Source organism: Cellvibrio sp. (assembly GCF_053579595.1).
This window is the reverse complement of record NZ_JBRFPI010000041.1, coordinates 1-17,904: the sequence shown is the minus strand read 5'-3', so window position 1 is coordinate 17,904 and position 17,904 is coordinate 1. Positions and strand designations below refer to the sequence as shown.

The following is a 17,904-nucleotide window of genomic DNA, read 5'->3' as shown; positions in this document are numbered from 1 at the left end:
CCAACCCAGCACTCGGTAAAAGAGTTGCGTTCAATCGGTTTGCAGCCAGATATTTTGTTGTGCCGTTCTGAACGCTTGGTGGACGAGGACTCGCGCCGCAAAATTTCCCTGTTTACCAACGTGGCTGAGCGCGCGGTCGTGCCGCTTCCTGATGCCGACACCATTTATTCCATTCCCCGTCTGTTGCAAAGCTATGGTCTGGATCAAATTGTTGTTGAGCTGCTCGGTTTGCAATGCCCTGAAGCTGATTTGAGTGAGTGGGATAAAGTAGTTGAGGGCAAATTAAATCCCGTTAATTTCGTTACCATTTCCATGGTTGGAAAATACATGGAATTGCTGGATGCCTATAAGTCATTGATTGAAGCGCTGACTCATGCAGGCATTCATACTCATACCAAAGTGAACATTAATTACATTGATGCCGAGCGCGTTGAAAACGAAGGCGTAGACATTTTAAAAGATGCGGATGCAATTCTGGTTCCCGGTGGTTTTGGTGAGCGTGGCGTAGAAGGCAAACTCATGGCCGTGCAATATGCGCGTGAAAATAAAGTGCCTTATCTTGGTATTTGCTTGGGGATGCAATCGGTCGTGATTGAATTTGCACGCAATGTATTAGGTTTGAAAGGTGCCAATTCTACTGAATTTGATCGCAACTCCCCGCATCCAGTGATCGGTTTGATTACCGAATGGATCACTTCTGATGGAGAGGTTGAAAAGCGTGATGAATCTTCAGATCTCGGCGGCACTATGCGTTTGGGTGCTCAAGAGTGTCGCCTGGTTGCTGGCTCGAACGCGCGTAATGTGTATGGTGCTGATGTGATTGTAGAGCGCCATCGTCATCGCTACGAAGTTAACAACAACTACGTTGACCAATTGCAAAAAGCAGGTTTAAAAATCGGTGGCTGGTCTGCCGATGACACATTAGTTGAGATGGTTGAGATTTCAGATCATCCCTGGTTCGTAGCGTGTCAATTCCACCCGGAATTTACCTCTACACCACGCGATGGCCATCCATTGTTTACGGCGTTTGTAAAAGCGGCTTTGGCAAATAAAAAGTAATCGTTGGGGCGCCTATACTAGCGCCCCTTTTTATAAAGATTATTAACCGATGTTAAAACTATTCTGAAAGGAATACCTGTGTCTCAAGAAATAGTAAAAGTTGGCGCTCTCAGTGTTGGCAATTCACTGCCGTTTGTATTGTTCGGTGGTATGAATGTACTTGAATCGCGCGATATGGCTATGCAAGTGGCTGAAGCCTATGTTCAGGTAACCCAAAAACTCGGAATTCCCTACGTTTTTAAAGCTTCGTTTGATAAGGCTAATCGTTCGTCTATTCACTCCTATCGCGGTCCTGGCATGGAAGAAGGTTTGAAGATTTTTCAAGAAATTAAACAAACTTTTAAAGTTCCTGTGATTACAGATGTGCACGAAATTTATCAATGTGCACCTGTCGCTGAAGTTGCAGATGTAATTCAGTTGCCTGCATTTCTTGCCCGTCAAACGGATTTGGTCGTCGCTATGGCCAAAACCGGCGCGGTGATTAATATCAAAAAGCCGCAATTCTTAAGCCCAGGCCAAATGAAAAATATCGTCGAAAAATTTGGTGAATGTGGCAATGATAAAATTATTCTCTGTGATCGCGGCACCAACTTCGGTTATGACAACTTGGTTGTCGATATGCTGGGTTTTCGTACCATGCGTGAAGTCAGTGGCAATGCCCCGGTGATTTTTGATGTAACTCATTCATTGCAATGCCGTGATCCTATGGGGGCGGCATCAAGCGGTCGTCGCCATCAAGTTGCTGAATTGGCGCGTGCAGGTATGGCAGTTGGTTTGGCTGGTTTATTTCTGGAGGCTCATCCTGATCCCGATAACGCCAAGTGCGATGGCCCTAGCGCGTTGCCGCTCGATAAACTGCAACCTTTCCTGCAGCAAATGAAATCCATTGATGGCGTGGTGAAAAATTTTCCACCACTCGACATTAACTAATAGACAGTAAAAGTAATAGGCACTAACTCATTTTGTAGAAACACACTCTGGAGAAAACGAATGACTAAGATTGTTGATATCAAAGCTTTTGAAATTTTGGATAGCCGCGGCAACCCAACCGTGATGGCTGAAGTTATTTTGGCTGATGGTTCTGTAGGTTCGGCGACTGCACCATCAGGCGCTTCAACCGGTTCGCGTGAAGCACTGGAATTGCGCGATGGCGATAAATCCCGTTATTTGGGTAAAGGCGTTTTAAAAGCGGTTAACAATATCAACACCACTATTAAAAATCTGGTAGTGGGTTTCGATGCTCTTGATCAGCGCGCTCTTGATAATGCAATGATCAAAGCTGACGGTACTGACTTCAAAACGGTATTGGGTGCAAACGCTATCCTTGCTGTGTCTTTGGCAAATGCTAAAGCAGCTGCGATCTCCAAAAAAGTTCCACTCTATGCACATATTGCTGACTTGAATGGCACTCCTGGTAAATACTCCATGCCAGTTCCTATGATGAACATCATCAACGGTGGTGAGCACGCAGACAACAACGTTGATATCCAGGAATTTATGGTTCAGCCTGTAGGTGCCAAGACCTTTGCAGAAGCTCTGCGTGTTGGTGCCGAGATTTTCCACACCCTGAAAAAAATCCTGCACGACAAAGGCTTGAGTACTTCAGTGGGTGATGAAGGTGGCTTTGCACCAAACCTGCCATCTAACGAAGACGCTCTGAAAATTATTGCTGAAGCTGTTGAGAAGGCGGGCTACAAACTGGGTGATAACGTAACCTTGGCTCTGGATTGCGCTTCTACTGAATTCTACAAAGATGGCAAATACGATTTGGCTGGTGAAGGCCGTGTATTTACCACTAACGAATTTTCGGATTACCTGGCTGATCTGGCTGCACGCTACCCAATTATTTCTATCGAAGACGGTAAAGACGAAAGCGACTGGGCTGGCTGGGCAGATCTGACCCAAAAAATTGGCCACAAAATCCAGTTGGTAGGTGATGACCTGTTTGTTACCAACACCAAAATTTTAAAAGAAGGTATTGAGAAGAAAATTGCTAACTCGATTCTGATTAAATTCAACCAGATCGGTTCTTTGTCTGAAACCCTTGATGCCATCAAAATGGCACAAGATGCAGGTTACACTGCAGTAATTTCTCACCGTTCAGGCGAAACTGAGGATACCACCATCGCTGATTTGGCTGTTGCGACTGCAGCTGGTCAAATCAAGACTGGTTCTTTGTGCCGTTCAGACCGTGTTTCCAAGTACAACCGTTTGCTGCGCATTGAGGCTGAATTGGGTGCTTCTGCTCCTTACAAAGGCCGTGCAGAATTCAAGTCGTAAGTTGATTTGAAAAACAAAGGCCGACTACTCGGCCTTTGTTTTTTTAATGCTAATTAAACCGTTATTAACGTTTAACAAGATTGCACAATGTTATGAAATGGCTGTTAGGTGTATTGATCATATTGCTTGCCGGGCTGCAATACCGTTTGTGGATCGGTGATGGCAGTTTGGCACAGGCGCATCGCCTGGAGGCTGATATCAAGTTGCAGCAAGCTGAAAATGATCGTATGCGTGAGCGTAACCGCATTCTGGATGTTGAGGTAGAAGAATTAAAAACAGGACTCGACACCATCGAAGAGCGTGCGCGTAACGATATTGGCCTGATCAAAAAAGACGAAACTTTTTTTATGATTTTGGATGAAGAGCAGTAGTTGCCAATAGCTACATTTTATTAACTATCCAATTTCGATATTCCCTCATGAATCATTCCCAATCATCTCAAACTCCTGCTTTTTGGATTGTCGTCCCTGCTGCAGGTGTAGGCGCCCGAATGGGAGCCGGTTGCCCAAAACAATATTTACCTCTCGTTGGGAAAACAGTTATAGAGCACACCTTGGAGCGTTTATTGGCACTGCCGAATATCGCTGGTATTTATCTGGTATTGGGTGTTGATGATAATTATTGGAATGATTTATCTCTTGCACAAAATAATCGTATTCAGCGTGTTGCAGGCGGCGCAGAACGCTGCGACTCCGTATTAAATGCATTGGAACAATTGTTCGATAATGCATCTCCCAATGATTGGGTGTTGGTGCATGATGCCGCTCGCCCTTGTGTTCATGTACAGAGTGTTTTGCATTTGATTGATCAAGTAAAAAACCACCCGGTTGGTGGTATTTTAGGTGTGCCGGTTAGCGATACCTTAAAACAAGTGAATAATTCCGTTATCGATTCAACTGTGGATCGACGTTTATTATGGCAGGCTCAGACACCACAAATGTTTCGCTTGGGCTTGTTGCGCGATTGCCTGCAGCGTGGATTAGCGGAAGGTAAATTAATTACCGACGAATCCTCGGCACTGGAATCCTATGGTTATGAGCCATTAATGGTGCAAGGGCGCAGCGATAATATAAAAATTACGCGACCGGAAGATTTGGCAATTGCTGCTATGCTCTTACAGCAACAGATCTAGCCTGTTTATTCTTCATTTAGTTACGGAAATTTAATATGTCTATGCGTATTGGTCATGGTTACGATGTCCATGCTTTTGGTCCCGGCGATAAAATTGTTATTGGTGGTGTCGTTATTCCACATCATCAAGGTTTGCTTGCCCACTCGGACGGTGATGTGCTCTTGCATGCGTTATGCGATGCATTGCTGGGGGCGTCGGCATTAGGTGATATCGGTAAGCATTTTCCAGATACAGATATGCAATATCGCAATGCCGATAGTCGTTCTCTGTTGCGTATGGTTTATGCAAAAGTAGGGCAGCAGGGGTGGAAGATTGCTAATGCCGATATGACCATAGTTGCCCAGGCGCCGCGTATGGCGAATTACATTCCCCGTATGGTCGAAACCATTGCTGCCGATTTGCAAAGCGAATTAAATCAAATCAATGTTAAGGCAACCACGACTGAACGCTTGGGTTTTACCGGGCGTGAAGAAGGTATTGCTTGCTACGCAGTGGTGTTGTTGGAAAAGTCGTAAATTACATATTGAATAAGGAATTTTCATGCCGTTAATTGATTCTGATTTTCGCTCCCCGTGGTGGATGTTCAATGGTGACCTGCAAACCCAATTGCCGGTGTTGTTGCGTCATATCAGGTTAAGCGCGACTTCTTTGATTATTCCCACGCTAGATGGTGATAATCTCAGTGCAAATATGTATTTTTCCGGATTGCAGCCGCAGAAAAGATTATTAATCCTCTCGCATGGGCTTGAGGGTAGTAACGAACAAAATTATATCCTGGGTATGGCCAAAGCAGCGCTTGAATCAGGTGTTGCTGGCGCAGCTGTTGATGTGCTTGCCTGGAATTTGCGTGGATGTGGAAAGCCAGACAATACTACTGAAAAATTATATTTTGCTGGCTCGATACAGGATTTTGAGGCAGTAGTGGCTTGGGCGGAAGGTAATGGTTACACAGAAATTTATCTTGCGGCTTACTCGCTTGGCGGAAATATTGTGCTCAAGTGGCTTGGTGATCAAGGCGAAAATGCACAGGCTAGGGGAATTAAAGCAGTCTGCGCTGCATCAGTACCCATAGATTTGCATGCTTGTGTGAGCACCTTGGATCGCTGGCGCAATCTGATGTATCGCTTGTATTTTGTTACCAGTATGAAGTGGCGCCTTAAGCGAAAAGCGTTTAAGTTTATGGGGAAACTGGATTTGTCGCACTATTCGAAAGTTAAAACATTTTGTGATTACGATGAGTTTTTTTCAGCCCCTTTGAATGGTTATAAAAATGCAGCAGAGCTTCATGCTGCCGCCAGCGCTAAACCTTCACTCGAAAAAATTGCAGTGCCTTGTTTAATGGTGACTGCGTTGAATGATCCGTTTTTTAATGCGGATTGCATTCCACGTGCGCTTGCTCAGCGCCATTCGTTATTGACCTTGGAAATTACGCGCTCTGGTGGTCATGTTGGTTTTTTAAGTGATCGGCTGGAGTGGTGGTTGGATACGCGATTTTTAGGTTTTTTTAAATCACTTTCATAATGCAGGTAATGTTTTGACAGAGTTTTCATTGGAGTTTCCCCGCGCTTATGGGGCGTTAACTGCAGCTGCAATTTTTCGTGCACAACCTGAAGATTTTCAGGTTGATGAAGAGTTGGGTTATGTTCCTTCAGGGGCAGGCGAACATGTTTTTTTGCACATCGTTAAGCGCGGCGAAAATACCGCATGGGTCGCTGGAAAAATTGCCGAGCTTGCCAATGTCAATGTAACTGATGTTGGTTATTGCGGGCGCAAAGATCGTCATGCGGTGACAGCCCAATGGTTTAGTGTGTATCTTCCCAAGGCCCCTGAACCTGATTGGACATTATTGAATACTGAATCGATTCAGCTTTTGTCATCGTCCAGGCATCAGACCAAGTTGCGCCGTGGTGAGCATCGGCAAAATAACTTTGTGATCCGCTTGCGCGATGTGCAGACAGAAGACCGCAGTTTGCTGCAACAGAAAATCGATACTGTTTTTGTACAAGGTGTGCCCAATTATTTTGGTGAGCAGCGTTTTGGTCAGGCTGGAAACAATTTGCGCGAAGCAGAATCCATCCTTGTGGGAGGAAAGCGTTATCGCGATAAACAAAAACGCGGTTTGATGTTGTCGGCGGCGCGCTCCTATTTATTTAATCAGGTGCTCGCAACGCGTGTATTGGATAATAATTGGGCGGCTCAGATTGAGGGGGAAATTAACCCTCGCTCTTCTGGACCGCTGTGGGGTAGGGGGCGACCACTGGTATCGGGTGCGTTACTTGAACTGGAGCAAAATGCGTTGGCAAATTGGGCTGCATGGTGCGATGGTCTTGAACATGCAGGCTTATCGCAAGAGCGTCGCGCACTGCAATTGATCCCCCGTAACGCCAGTTGGTCTTGGGTTGATAATGATCTGGTATTGCATTTTTCGCTCGATGCCGGTGAGTTTGCTACGGCGATTTTGCACGAGCTTGCCCAGCTCCACAACCAATCGGCGGATGTGTCTGATCCCGCCTAGCAGGAAACGCCGCAACCCATGGTATAGTTGCTGCTTTGGTTGTTTCGGCGCCAGCTGGTTAATTGTGCATTTATTATTTGTGTTGCCGCTGTATAAAAATAGGAGAGAATCTGAAGATGACTAACTTATTGATGCAAGGTGTAAGCATGACCTCGCTACGCACCCGTGAGCGTCTTATTCAGCGTTTGCGCGATCAGGGCGTCACTAATATGCGCGTGTTGGATGTATTGCTTAATACCCCGCGTCATATATTTCTTGACGAAGCCCTTGCTCATCGCGCCTATGAAGATACGGCACTTCCCATCGGTCATGGCCAGACCATATCCCAGCCTTACATAGTGGCACGTATGACGGAAATATTGCTGGGAGCAGCAGGCGGCAAGCTCAATAAAGTATTGGAAGTTGGTACCGGTTCTGGCTACCAGACCAGTGTTCTCGCCCAATTAGTGCCAAATGTTTACAGTGTAGAGCGGATCAAGCCGTTGCAGGACAAAGCCCGCGAGCGCTTGCGTCAATTGGGGTTGCGCAATGTGCAATTGCGGCATGCTGACGGTGGTTTTGGCTGGCCGGAAGCTGGCCCCTATGATGCTATCCTCAGTACAGCAGCACCCCAGGCTGTTCCTGACGAACTATTGAAGCAGTTGGCACCCGGTGGTGTACTGGTAATACCGATTGGTGGAAGGGAGCAGCAATTGCACCTCATCCTTCGCGATGGCGAGACAGAAAACTACATTACCCAGATATTGGAGCCTGTTAAATTTGTTCCTTTTCTTTCAGGTACTTCACGCTAATACTTAATCTTAAGTCTAAAGTTTGTAAGTGACGATACATTGCAAGCCTAGAAGTGCACCAATAATGAATAGGAAACGTGCGAATTTACTCATCTACCCAGTGTTTTAGTTGTTTAAATCCTCTTTTTGTGCACGTTTTTATAAAAATATTAGATAATTTTAAAATAAATTTCGATTATTAAGTTCTAAATCGTATAAGAGTGATCAAAAAACAACCATAGTTCTTGAGTGATTTCATGTCGGAAGTGTCATCTATTTACCGGGTTAAATCATTAAAACTGTTCGTAATTCTGATCGCTCTATTGCTGCTGGTTTCTTGTGCCTCCCATTATCCTGCCCCTGTTCTTGATAGATCCAAAACCCTTGCCAGTCGCCCTAAGACACATATTGTTGTTCCTGGCGATACCTTGTTTTCGATTGCCTGGCGCTATGGGCTAAAGTATGAAGTTCTCGCTAAATACAACAGCATTTCACCACCTTATGTTATTCGCCCATCGCAGGTTATCCGTTTGGATATTGCCGGATCAAATGTGCCCTCAATCGCAAAACAACGGGTCGTCAAACGAACTGCCGGCGTAAATTCCTCCTCACAAACTGGCCGTGAAAAACCAGTTTCAACTTTAAAAAATAATACTGGTCGTCAAGAAAATAAAACAATAAAAAGTGCCAGTACAGCCAATAAAGCCCAAGCTTGGAGTGCACCACAATGGCGCTGGCCAGTAAGGGGGCCATTACTTTCATCATTTCAGGGCAGTAACGCGTTAAATAAGGGTATTGATCTTGGCGGCAAATTGGGAGAGCCTGTGCTTGCAGCTGCTGGTGGACAGGTCGTTTATTCTGGAAGTGGGCTGCGTGGATACGGCAAGTTACTTATCGTCAAGCACAATGAAACCTTCCTTAGCGCCTATGCCCACAATGATAGGTTGTTAGTAAAAGAAGGTGATTTTGTTAAAGCTGGGCAAAGAATCGCCGATATGGGTTCGAGTGGTACCGATAGAGTAAAGCTTCACTTTGAAATTCGTCGTGATGGTACTCCGGTAGATCCGTTGAAGTTTCTGCCACGACGATAAAGTGTCACATTCATAAGTTAGAACGGGAACTTACGGATAATATCTCAAAACATATGGCATCTGTGTGCAGAGGTACAGCTTGAGCGAGCTGGATGACTTACAAAAAGCCAGCCGGTTAAATAAAAATTGATATAAGGGGCTGAAAAATGACTTTACAAAATAGGGACACAACCACATTTGATCGCGATGATGTATTTATTGCACCGGATGTAGAGTTGGATGAAGCAGAATTGATGTTGGCAGAAGAAGATGATGAATTGCCCAAGTCTTCAGCACCCAGTGTCAGTGAACGAATTATCGATGATAAGTACAACAAAACGCTTGATGCTACCCAGATTTATCTTAATGAAATTGGATTTTCCCCCCTGCTAAGCGCCGAAGAAGAAGTGTTTTTTGCACGTAAAGCGCTGAAAGGTGATGAAGCAGCACGCAAGCGCATGATTGAAAGTAACCTCCGCCTTGTAGTAAAAATCTCCCGTCGCTATGTTAATCGTGGTCTGGCACTTCTTGATTTGATAGAAGAAGGCAATCTGGGTTTAATCCGTGCTGTTGAAAAATTCGATCCGGAACGTGGTTTCCGCTTTTCAACTTACGCCACTTGGTGGATTCGTCAAACCATTGAACGTGCGATTATGAATCAGACCCGCACAATTCGTTTGCCGATCCATGTTGTTAAAGAGTTGAATATTTATCTGCGTGCAGCGCGCGAGCTGTCGCAGAAATTGGATCATGAGCCAACTCCAGAGGAAATTGCCAATCTGCTCGATAAGCCAGTTGCTGATGTTGAGCATATGTTGAGCCTGAATGAACGTGTTACGTCTATTGATGCGCCTATCGGTAATTCATCTGACCGCGCAATTGTGGACACCATCGCAGACACTCATGTGTCAGATCCCGCTGCACTTTTGCAAGATGCCGATTTGACTACCAGTCTCGACCATTGGTTAGATGAGTTGACCGAAAAGCAACGTGAAGTTCTTGCGCGCCGTTTCGGTTTGCGTGGTTACGAAGTCAGTACACTTGAAGAAGTGGGGCTTGAAATAGGGTTGACTCGCGAACGGGTTCGCCAAATTCAAGTGGAGGCATTAAAACGTTTGCGCGATATTATGGAAAAACAGGGATTGGATAGCGCGGCCTTGTTTAGTGTGTAATTTTTAAAATATTAAATTTCTTAACCAAAAAACCTGAGTTGACACTCAGGTTTTTTTTTGCAAAATTAAATCATCAAGTGGTTAGTGGGTTGGATTACTTTTACCTGCTTGATTTATTTATTGTAAATATTCCCCCAAATCCTTTAATTCCCTGACCGCTTTTATCTCCTTCGCCACTAGTCCTGCCATTACTTCTGCACCATTTTTTTGAAAGTGGGTTCCATCGGGAGTTTGAATGCTCCCGGGAGCGTTATTGCCATAGAAGTTATTGACAGCAGGGTCAACGACCAACCAATAATTTTTCCATTCATTAGCTGCCAGACTATTCACAAATTGAATACTTGCAGCTTCAAGGTCAATCAGCGGTACCGCGTTCGCAGTGGCAGTGTCTTTAATGGTTTGTGTATAGTCACCGATAAATAAATAACCATTATTGGCGTTTTGCTTAGTAAAGTGACTGTGTACAACAGGGGTAGTTTGTTGTCCTTGTGCATTTTTAATGCGTGTAGTTGGGGTGAACAAAACTGGTATCGCGCCGCGGTCTCGTGCAATTTTTATATACCGCTCAAGTGAATGCTGGAATGAAAGTTCAGGTTTCTCCTCTGGAAATTGTGGCTGACCTTCGCTGTTGTTGGGGTAGGTGCAGAGGTTGTTAACATCGGCCAAGCCGCGAACTGGCTTACTGGAATCACAATTTTGGTCGTTATGGCCATGGTTAATAAATACATAATCACCGGCTTGAATCAGCGGTTCCATCTGTGCAAACCAACGGCCATTGTAAAAATCGCGCGAGCTGCGGCCGGAGCGTGATCCGGTAATCACTTTTACACCGCTATCCTGTTTGAATTGGGCTTCAAATGCCTGCCCCCAACCCATACGTGGAAAGCGCAGCAGTTCGTAAATGGCGGAGGTTGAATCACCCACAATAAAAACACGGCGCGTTGCATTGTTAATTTGCAGTAACTCTTGTTGCGCGCGCGGTAAATCCAAAGGTTCATAGGCACCCTTTGGCATTAGTCCGACAATCGGGCGAAAGCTGATATCAGTCAATGTGGTGTGGCCCGTTTCGCCGGTATTGTTGTCGTAATTGCGGTTGTGATGAATCAGTGAAAATAATTCTATTAACTTATCATTGGGCTGAATAGGATAGGTGGCAGGGTCAAAGCTTCCGAGGTGCTTAACGTTCAATAATTGCAGTGCATGTTTAAATCCTTTGCGCAATTCACTTTTCGCCTTCTGCGCCTCAGCTGTATCGAGAGCGCCAATTTTTTTACTGTTTACCCATTGCTGTGGCCCGATAAATCTTTGTGCGATGGCTACATCTGAAACAATACGATCAGTGAGCGGATTGATATTTGCGATCTGAATTTTCCCTGCAGATTGCTCGTCTACGAGAGCAGCCATGCAGATGGGGCGACGTGTGGAATGAGTGATGCAATCGTCTTGTGTGCCTTCGGCGACAACCGAAACAAGAAAGGGTTTGCTAATTCCTGTCGCGGGGAGGCGGTATATTCCCTGTGCATCGGTTGTGGTAAGAAATTGATTTCCAGCGGCATCGATGAGTGAGACCTGCGCGTTGCTGAGCGGTTTTTGTTCGACGACAAGCCCTGTGATGATGGGGGCGTCGCTATTGATAGTACTGCAAGCGCTTAGCCAGAGCAGTAAACCGATTGATGAGAAGCGAAAGTTAAATAAAACGTTTTGCATATTTATTCCAAATCAAGATGTTAGGGGTTTAGCAATAAAGGTATTCGAATTAATCGTTCACCCGCACCCAAAAGAAATCCAGTTTGTTTATCTATCGCGAGAGATTTAAGTGAGGCTTTGGTGATGGGCGGTAAAAGCGACCAATTTAATCCGTCATTGTATGAATAAATTATGTCGCCATTTTTTCCCGGAATATAAATAACACCAGTCTGTTGATCCTGAACCGGCATTCGCAAGCTTGTGTCAGTAGGGACTTCGATTTTGAGCCAAGTTTGCCCTTGATCCGATGACCGTAAAAGCGTCCCATTGTGTCCTGTAGTGATCAAGGTTTTTTGTTGTGTGGCAAATAGCGTAAGCAACGTAGATGCGGTCGGCGTTTCGCTCGGTTGCCACTCGATGCCATCGAGCGATTTGACAATGGTTCCATGATTTCCTGCTGCAAAAACACCAAACGGCGTTGCCAGTATGCACTGCAGTGATTCGCTAGTGCGTGAGTCAAGCGTTTGCCAGTGCTGGCCATCCTGCGACGAGGTGATTGTTCCCGATTGTCCGGCAGTAAAAAATAATTCTCTGTTTGGGTCATAGTGTCCAGCAAAGAGTTGGTGAGGCGTTTGATCTTTTGCGGTGTGCCAATGATTGCCCGCATCTTCAGAAAAATAAACGGCGCCGGGTCCTGCAACTGCAACGATAACGCCTTTATTATTGGTTATTAACTGATGAAAATAACCTTGGCTAGCATCATTCAGGCCTAGCGGTTGTAACCATTGTGTTTGATTAGGTTGTTTGAGCAGAATTGTACCGGGCGGACCTGCTGCAATAAGATTGCCTGATTGCCCGTCAGTGATGATCGATAAAAAATAATCGCTTTCTTGTGTGCGAGCTTCTGTTAATGTCCAGCTGCTGCCATGATTGCGCGATTCAATTACCAATCCTTTAACTCCCGCCCCATACCATGTGCCGGAATTATCCTGTGTTAGTTGATGAATAAAATCATTGACGGGGCGATTTATGGCAATCCAGTTTTCACCATTATCGTCAGATACAAACAAAGCGCCGTGCTCACCATAGACGACCCACTGCATGCCCTGTGTGTTGACTATACCTTCGAGGTTGGCAGTGGTAGGTAGCGTTAATGTACGCCAGGTTCTTCCACCATTGTCAGATAACAAAACACATCCATCATCTCCCGCAGCAAACACGTAGGCGCCATTTTTTGACGCAGCCAGTGCAGAAAGATAGGGCTTGCCGGTTGCTACCGGTGCCCAGAGTGTACCTCCATCATCGGATAGCAGAATGTCACCATTTGCGGTTGTTGCAATCAATGTTTGATACTGTTGATCAAATAACAATTTACTGATGTATCCGGTGTAGCCAGTGTCAATAATCTCAATTTTCTGACTGCTTATATCAAGAATTAAAATTTTTCGATTGCTCGTACTGAGAATGTATCGATCACTATTGATTGCAATAATATCGGTAAAGGATTCATCAAGAGGATGTTCAAGTAATTGCCAGTCGCGACTGTTTTTTTTCTGAAAAGCGAGTAATCCATCTTCGCCTATGGCGATATAACCAGCCTCTGTTGGAAGAAGTTTGATAATAGTTTTTGATGATGGAAAGGGCGCATTCGTCCAATCATTTCCGTCAGCATCGCTTTCTATGATTGATCCTGCCTGACCGGCAATTCGCCACTGCCGGGTTGTTTCGTTGAAAACAGCCGTATTGAGTGACACAGATAAGCCTGATTTTATTAAGCGCCAATGTTTGCCCCCATTGCTCGAAACCAGTATGAATCCATCATCGCCGTAGGCGAGCAGATGTTGGCCGGAATTGTCGCCTGCAAGGCCGATAATTTTATTGGTTGTCGGTGGCGTTTTCAGTGCAGACCACTGCGAGAATCTCTGTTGGCTTGAAATAATTTTCCCATCGCCACTGGCAATCAATAATTGATTGTTGATTTGAAGATGATCGAAAAAACTGGTGTTCAGAACCGTCAGATTTTGAATGCTGTTGGTCGCCGCAGATTTTGATAGAACTAAAGGCGGCGTTTTTTCGCAACCCGAGAAAAAAAATAGTATAAAAAAATAAAGTGGCAGCCTGATGAGTAATCGCCAGAGTGAATCGACAGGGGAGAAATACATCATGCATAGAGAGAGTAGGGAGTTCATCATTATCTAATCTTACGTATTTGCTGTTACCTTTTGTAACGGCTGTCGGGTGGATATAATTGCGATAATGACGAAAATAATTGCCGAGTATTCTTCTTATATTTTTTGATGATACAGGCAGATAAATCATATGTATATACAAAATTAGCTGCTATATTATCATCGCTGTGATTTTTGCGAGCATAAAATAGCAGCTTGTACTTTATCGATAGTAATTTACGTGGTGCCCTTTATTCAGCTCATGGTTTTACTGTTGTGCGATTAGCTACATCTGCTCCTCATCTTTTTTTTCGCGAACCACTCGCGGCTCTAGATAGGAGTTTTAATATGCTCAAGAAAATAATGATAACAACATTGTTGGTTGGTGTTTCCGCCAGTGTAATGGCAGCCAACCGTCCTAGTGGCTACACAACCATCTGCAAAATTGGACAAACTTGTTCGGTGACTAAAGCAACCAACGTTGCCTTTGGTGCTTCTGACAAATTTGTTTATAAGGTATTGAATGGTTCCTTTAGTTGTAGTGTGGCCACCTTTGGTTCTGATCCTGCTCCCAGCAACAGTGTAAAAGAATGTTCGATTCCCTCCAGCGGTACCGGAGTTTCATCGACCAGTTCTAGCAAAAGCAGTGTTGCGGCCAGTTCGGTAAAATCCTCTGTTGCATCCAGTACGGCTGCAACGGGTGGAAGTGCTGAGTGTAAGGCGGGTATGGTTATTGAGAACAAAACTGTCGATTGCGGTGGCAAGACTCTCGGTCTGACTTGCCCTGGCGACAGCGATAAACAACCTCCGGTTATCACTCTGAAAAATGCGACCATTAAAAATGTGCGTATTGCAGCCAGTGGTGGCGCAGATGGTATTCACTGCACCAGCGGTAATTGTGTTGCAGAGAATGTGGTCTGGGAAGATATCTGTGAAGATGCTGCTTCCCTGATTGATAGCGGTAAAAAGTTCACTATCTCGGGCGGAACGGCGTATAACAATTCGTCTAATTCCCCCGGTGGTAAACCAGACAAAATTTTCCAACACAATTCCAAAAACAGTACATACGAAATTATTAATAATTTCACTGCTAAGGGTGTGAATGGAAAATTGTGGCGCTCATGCGGCAATTGCTCCGGCAATGGCGGCCCGCGTAATCTGGTGGTGAACAATGTTCGTATTGAAGGTTCAATTGGTGCTATTGCCGGTGTGAACCGCAACTACGGTGATAAGGCCACGATTCGCAACCTGAAAATCCAGGGTTACAAATTGGGTTCACCGGCAGTCTGCGAAGAGTATCAGGGTATCGACAAGAACGTCACCAGTGGCGATTCTCCGAAATACAAGCCATCAAGTGGTAATGATTTCTGGAATACCGCTAACTGTGACGTCAGTAAATCTGACGTAACGGCTTTCTGATTTTTTACAACAATAATGATTAAACAATAATCGGCTCGCAAAAATCAGTAGCCCCTCTCCGGAAACGGAGAGGGTTATACAAAAACTACTGCGCACCCCATCCTGCTTTTAAGCTTTCCCACATCTCATCAAAATGTTTTTGTTCGTGTTCACGCAGGGCATCGTATTGTGCCTCGTTTAAATTTTCGCGTGCAGTTGCTAAATAATTATCTTTGTAATCGTGCAGTGCTTCATGTGCTTTTTCGATTAAAAAAGGTTTTTCTGCTACGGATGCGTTAGCAATTGTCTGGCCGGTTGTTTCCAAATAACGGGAAAATTCTTGTTTTTGCTCCAGTTTGCTAAGTAAGAGTGCATCGCGTTTTTCAGTGGGGATAGGTGCGTCTGCTTGTACCTGATCAAAAAAATTGTTCATCTGATATTGTTCGTAAGCAGAATCTTTTAACAAATCATAGGTTTTTCTATCTTCCGGTGAATTGAGCAGTAGGGCAATTTGGCGATCTATTTCTGTCAGGCTTTCTTGCTGTTTACGGATGGCTTCTTCGGTATCAGCTTGCGATGAATAATAGCCGATACTACTAGCTCCCAAAATTTGTTCGCGCTGCAATAATAATTCTTGTAACTCATCGCGTGCCTGTCCTGCCAAACCCAATTTCGACATCAGTAGCGTGTATTTTTTTTCCAGCGTGCGCTTGAGGTTTTCTTGCTGGATGCTGGCAAACTCATCCAGCTTGGAGGATGTAACAACAGGATTTGCAGTCAGGGTAGTTTGTTTGGTGGGTTGCAATGTATTTTGCCCAAACGCAATGAACTCCTGTAAACCATCAATTTTTTTCTGATAGGTCTCACGCTCTTCCTGTAAGCGAGCATCAAAATCTGCTTGTTGTTGCGCTAGCTGTTGTTGCAGGGTTTGGTGATCCAGATAGAGCACGCCATAACGTGCCGATATCAATAGCAGTAGCGCCCCAAGGATTATGCTTATCAGTTTCATCTTTACCTCCGTAAGTACGGATTCGTTATTAGGGGTTTAGGTAAATCTGACCGAATGTTGTCATATGTTGCCGTAAGACTGGTGGCTAGTAGTTGTTGGATATCGACATCGCCACACTTATTAATGACGGGATTAGATTACATTTCCGCCCTTGCTTCAAGCCCTTGGTGAAGGTAGGGTGCCATAATTGCACTATTGCGACTCTATGCGTGGTTTCTCCATATTTTGCAGGGAAAATGAAAGGACATAATTGATGATATTCAGGATTTTAAGGCGGGGAATAATCTACTTTTTCGCTGTTGTAGCGCTAAGTGTTACTTTTTTTGCTGTTGGGGTTTTGTGGCCATTAGATAAAGTAGATGCGGTTAAAACCAACACACCAATCGCAATAATAAACACATCTATTCTGGATGTCGCTGGTGGCCTAATCTTGCCTAATCAAACCGTCATTATAGAGCGTAAAAAGATCCGAATTGTTGGTGCTGCAAATAATGTCGCTATTCCAGAAAATGCTATTCGTATTGATGGTGCCAATCGATTTTTGACGCCCTCCCTATGGGATATGCACACGCATATTTTTAAGGTAACTCCCTTATTGGATCTGCCACTTTATATTGGTTATGGCGTTACCAATGTGCGGGATATGGCGAGTTGTCCTACAGCTAAGGATCCATTTGCTGCCTGCCCTGAAGATTTTAAGCGTTGGACTCATCAAGCGAATAATGATGAGTTGGTAGGGCCGCGTGTGCAGGGAATTGCAAGTTGGCATTTGAATGGCCCTGGTATTCACGATCAGATTAACGGGTTACCTGAGTTTTTTGGTACCGCCAATGAGCAGCAGGCGAGGGAATTTGTTCGCTATTATTCTGGCAAGGTAGATGCGATCAAAGTTTATAACTACATTTCTCGCGAAGCCTATTTTGCGTTGGTGGATGAAGCAAAAAAACAGGGTGTCGATGTTGTTGGGCATCGCCCACTTGCGATAAGTGCAATCGAAGCGGCGCAACATCAAAAAAGTATTGAACATGCGCGATTTATTTTGCATGAATCTTTCACTGGCAGTGCAGCACTGCGCGAATCTGTTGCTAAAGGATTGTGGAACGAAGACCGGCGGCGAATGTTGGATGAACATGATCCACAAATGGCTAGCGCCATTTTTAGCGCGATGAAAAACTCAGGTACCTGGTATGTGCCTACACATCTCACCCGCAGGGTCGATGCTTATGGTGATGATGCCTTGATTTTGGAAGATCCCATACTGCGTTATTTGCATCCGTTAATGAAATGGCAATGGCTTGAAGATGTTAATAAGGTAATTAGTGAAGCACCGTCACCGGAGGCGCGGCAAACCTATCGCGATTTTTATCATAAAGGGCTTGAGCTAACGGGCGCAGCTCATCGCGCTGGGGTAAACGTGTTAGTAGGCACAGATTATATTGTTGCGGGAATAACCGTCCACCAGGAGTTGGAGCAACTGGTAATGGCAGGGCTCTCACCCGTTGATGCCTTGCGCTCTGCTACTGTGCTGCCAGCTGAATACTTTGGCTTACAAAAAGAATATGGTGGTGTTGCCGCTGGAATGAATGCTGACCTGATCCTGCTCAATAAAAATCCCCTCGAAGATATTCGTAATACGCAGAGTATT

At 44.9% G+C, this 17,904-nt stretch carries 16 protein-coding genes; 13 read left to right on the top strand and 3 right to left on the bottom strand.

Annotated elements, in window-relative coordinates; genetic code table 11:
* The 11 genes from ACWA6V_RS04275 to rpoS all read left to right on the top strand — a co-directional run.
* Positions 1-1,059 (top strand): CTP synthase (locus ACWA6V_RS04275; RefSeq protein WP_449521337.1); only part of this gene is annotated, 1,059 nt, incomplete at its 5' end.
* Positions 1,060-1,137: 78 nt separating this feature from the next.
* Positions 1,138-1,989 (top strand): 3-deoxy-8-phosphooctulonate synthase, encoded by an 852-nt coding sequence (gene kdsA, locus ACWA6V_RS04270; protein ID WP_449521336.1) that lies wholly within the window; start codon positions 1,138-1,140, stop codon positions 1,987-1,989.
* A 60-nt stretch (positions 1,990-2,049) separates the two neighbouring features.
* The gene (gene eno / locus ACWA6V_RS04265; protein WP_449521335.1) at positions 2,050-3,339 is read left to right on the top strand and encodes a phosphopyruvate hydratase; all 1,290 of its coding nucleotides are present in this window, start codon (positions 2,050-2,052) and stop codon (positions 3,337-3,339) included.
* Positions 3,340-3,431: 92 nt separating this feature from the next.
* Positions 3,432-3,710, top strand: a complete 279-nt coding sequence (locus tag ACWA6V_RS04260; RefSeq protein WP_310072165.1) for a septum formation initiator family protein — start codon at positions 3,432-3,434, stop codon at positions 3,708-3,710.
* A gap of 47 nt (positions 3,711-3,757) precedes the next feature.
* Positions 3,758-4,471 (top strand): 2-C-methyl-D-erythritol 4-phosphate cytidylyltransferase, encoded by a 714-nt coding sequence (ispD, locus tag ACWA6V_RS04255; RefSeq protein WP_449521334.1) that lies wholly within the window; start codon positions 3,758-3,760, stop codon positions 4,469-4,471.
* A 41-nt stretch (positions 4,472-4,512) separates the two neighbouring features.
* A complete protein-coding gene (ispF, locus tag ACWA6V_RS04250; protein WP_449521338.1) occupies positions 4,513-4,986 on the top strand; it encodes a 2-C-methyl-D-erythritol 2,4-cyclodiphosphate synthase in 474 nt (157 codons plus the stop codon).
* Between the two features lie 25 nt (positions 4,987-5,011).
* Positions 5,012-5,992 (top strand): YheT family hydrolase, encoded by a 981-nt coding sequence (locus ACWA6V_RS04245; protein WP_449521333.1) that lies wholly within the window; start codon positions 5,012-5,014, stop codon positions 5,990-5,992.
* Positions 5,993-6,005: 13 nt separating this feature from the next.
* Positions 6,006-6,986 (top strand): tRNA pseudouridine(13) synthase TruD, encoded by a 981-nt coding sequence (truD, locus tag ACWA6V_RS04240; RefSeq protein ID WP_449521332.1) that lies wholly within the window; start codon positions 6,006-6,008, stop codon positions 6,984-6,986.
* A gap of 116 nt (positions 6,987-7,102) precedes the next feature.
* A complete protein-coding gene (locus ACWA6V_RS04235) occupies positions 7,103-7,777 on the top strand; it encodes a protein-L-isoaspartate(D-aspartate) O-methyltransferase (RefSeq protein WP_449521331.1) in 675 nt (224 codons plus the stop codon).
* A 236-nt stretch (positions 7,778-8,013) separates the two neighbouring features.
* A complete protein-coding gene (locus ACWA6V_RS04230; RefSeq protein WP_449521330.1) occupies positions 8,014-8,847 on the top strand; it encodes a peptidoglycan DD-metalloendopeptidase family protein in 834 nt (277 codons plus the stop codon).
* A gap of 146 nt (positions 8,848-8,993) precedes the next feature.
* Entirely contained in the window at positions 8,994-9,998 is a 1,005-nt protein-coding gene (rpoS, locus tag ACWA6V_RS04225; RefSeq protein ID WP_449521329.1) for an RNA polymerase sigma factor RpoS, read from the top strand.
* Between the two features lie 117 nt (positions 9,999-10,115).
* Here rpoS and ACWA6V_RS04220 read toward each other — a convergent pair whose 3' ends face one another.
* Both ACWA6V_RS04220 and ACWA6V_RS04215 read right to left on the bottom strand, forming a co-directional pair.
* Positions 10,116-11,705, bottom strand: coding sequence for a GDSL-type esterase/lipase family protein (locus tag ACWA6V_RS04220; RefSeq protein WP_449521328.1), 1,590 nt, complete (start codon positions 11,703-11,705; stop codon positions 10,116-10,118).
* 20 nt (positions 11,706-11,725) lie between these two features.
* A complete protein-coding gene (locus ACWA6V_RS04215) occupies positions 11,726-13,876 on the bottom strand; it encodes a WD40/YVTN/BNR-like repeat-containing protein (RefSeq protein WP_449521327.1) in 2,151 nt (716 codons plus the stop codon).
* A gap of 324 nt (positions 13,877-14,200) precedes the next feature.
* On the opposite strand from ACWA6V_RS04215, the gene ACWA6V_RS04210 reads away from it, so the two are divergent.
* A complete protein-coding gene (locus ACWA6V_RS04210) occupies positions 14,201-15,271 on the top strand; it encodes a pectate lyase (protein WP_449521326.1) in 1,071 nt (356 codons plus the stop codon).
* Positions 15,272-15,356: 85 nt separating this feature from the next.
* Here the strand turns inward: ACWA6V_RS04210 and ACWA6V_RS04205 are convergent, their stop codons facing one another.
* Complete coding sequence (locus ACWA6V_RS04205) at positions 15,357-16,259, bottom strand: hypothetical protein (protein WP_449521325.1); 903 nt, start codon at positions 16,257-16,259, stop codon at positions 15,357-15,359.
* Positions 16,260-16,689: 430 nt separating this feature from the next.
* Here ACWA6V_RS04205 and ACWA6V_RS04200 point away from each other — a divergent pair.
* A partial coding sequence (locus ACWA6V_RS04200; RefSeq protein WP_449521324.1) for an amidohydrolase family protein occupies positions 16,690-17,904 on the top strand: 1,215 nt, incomplete at its 3' end.

Bases quoted from the DNA above. Each gene is read 5' to 3' on its own strand.
- eno (WP_449521335.1), top strand. From the start codon at position 2,050: ATGACTAAGATTGTTGATATCAAAGCTTTTGAAATTTTGGATAGCCGC.
- ACWA6V_RS04260 (WP_310072165.1), top strand. From the start codon at position 3,432: ATGAAATGGCTGTTAGGTGTATTGATCATATTGCTTGCCGGGCTGCAA.
- ispD (WP_449521334.1), top strand. From the start codon at position 3,758: ATGAATCATTCCCAATCATCTCAAACTCCTGCTTTTTGGATTGTCGTC.
- ispF (WP_449521338.1), top strand. From the start codon at position 4,513: ATGCGTATTGGTCATGGTTACGATGTCCATGCTTTTGGTCCCGGCGAT.
- ACWA6V_RS04245 (WP_449521333.1), top strand. From the start codon at position 5,012: ATGCCGTTAATTGATTCTGATTTTCGCTCCCCGTGGTGGATGTTCAAT.
- ACWA6V_RS04235 (WP_449521331.1), top strand. From the start codon at position 7,103: ATGACTAACTTATTGATGCAAGGTGTAAGCATGACCTCGCTACGCACC.
- ACWA6V_RS04230 (WP_449521330.1), top strand. From the start codon at position 8,014: ATGTCGGAAGTGTCATCTATTTACCGGGTTAAATCATTAAAACTGTTC.
- rpoS (WP_449521329.1), top strand. From the start codon at position 8,994: ATGACTTTACAAAATAGGGACACAACCACATTTGATCGCGATGATGTA.
- ACWA6V_RS04220 (WP_449521328.1), bottom strand. From the start codon at position 11,705: ATGCAAAACGTTTTATTTAACTTTCGCTTCTCATCAATCGGTTTACTG.
- ACWA6V_RS04215 (WP_449521327.1), bottom strand. From the start codon at position 13,876: ATGATGAACTCCCTACTCTCTCTATGCATGATGTATTTCTCCCCTGTC.
- ACWA6V_RS04210 (WP_449521326.1), top strand. From the start codon at position 14,201: ATGCTCAAGAAAATAATGATAACAACATTGTTGGTTGGTGTTTCCGCC.
- ACWA6V_RS04205 (WP_449521325.1), bottom strand. From the start codon at position 16,259: ATGAAACTGATAAGCATAATCCTTGGGGCGCTACTGCTATTGATATCG.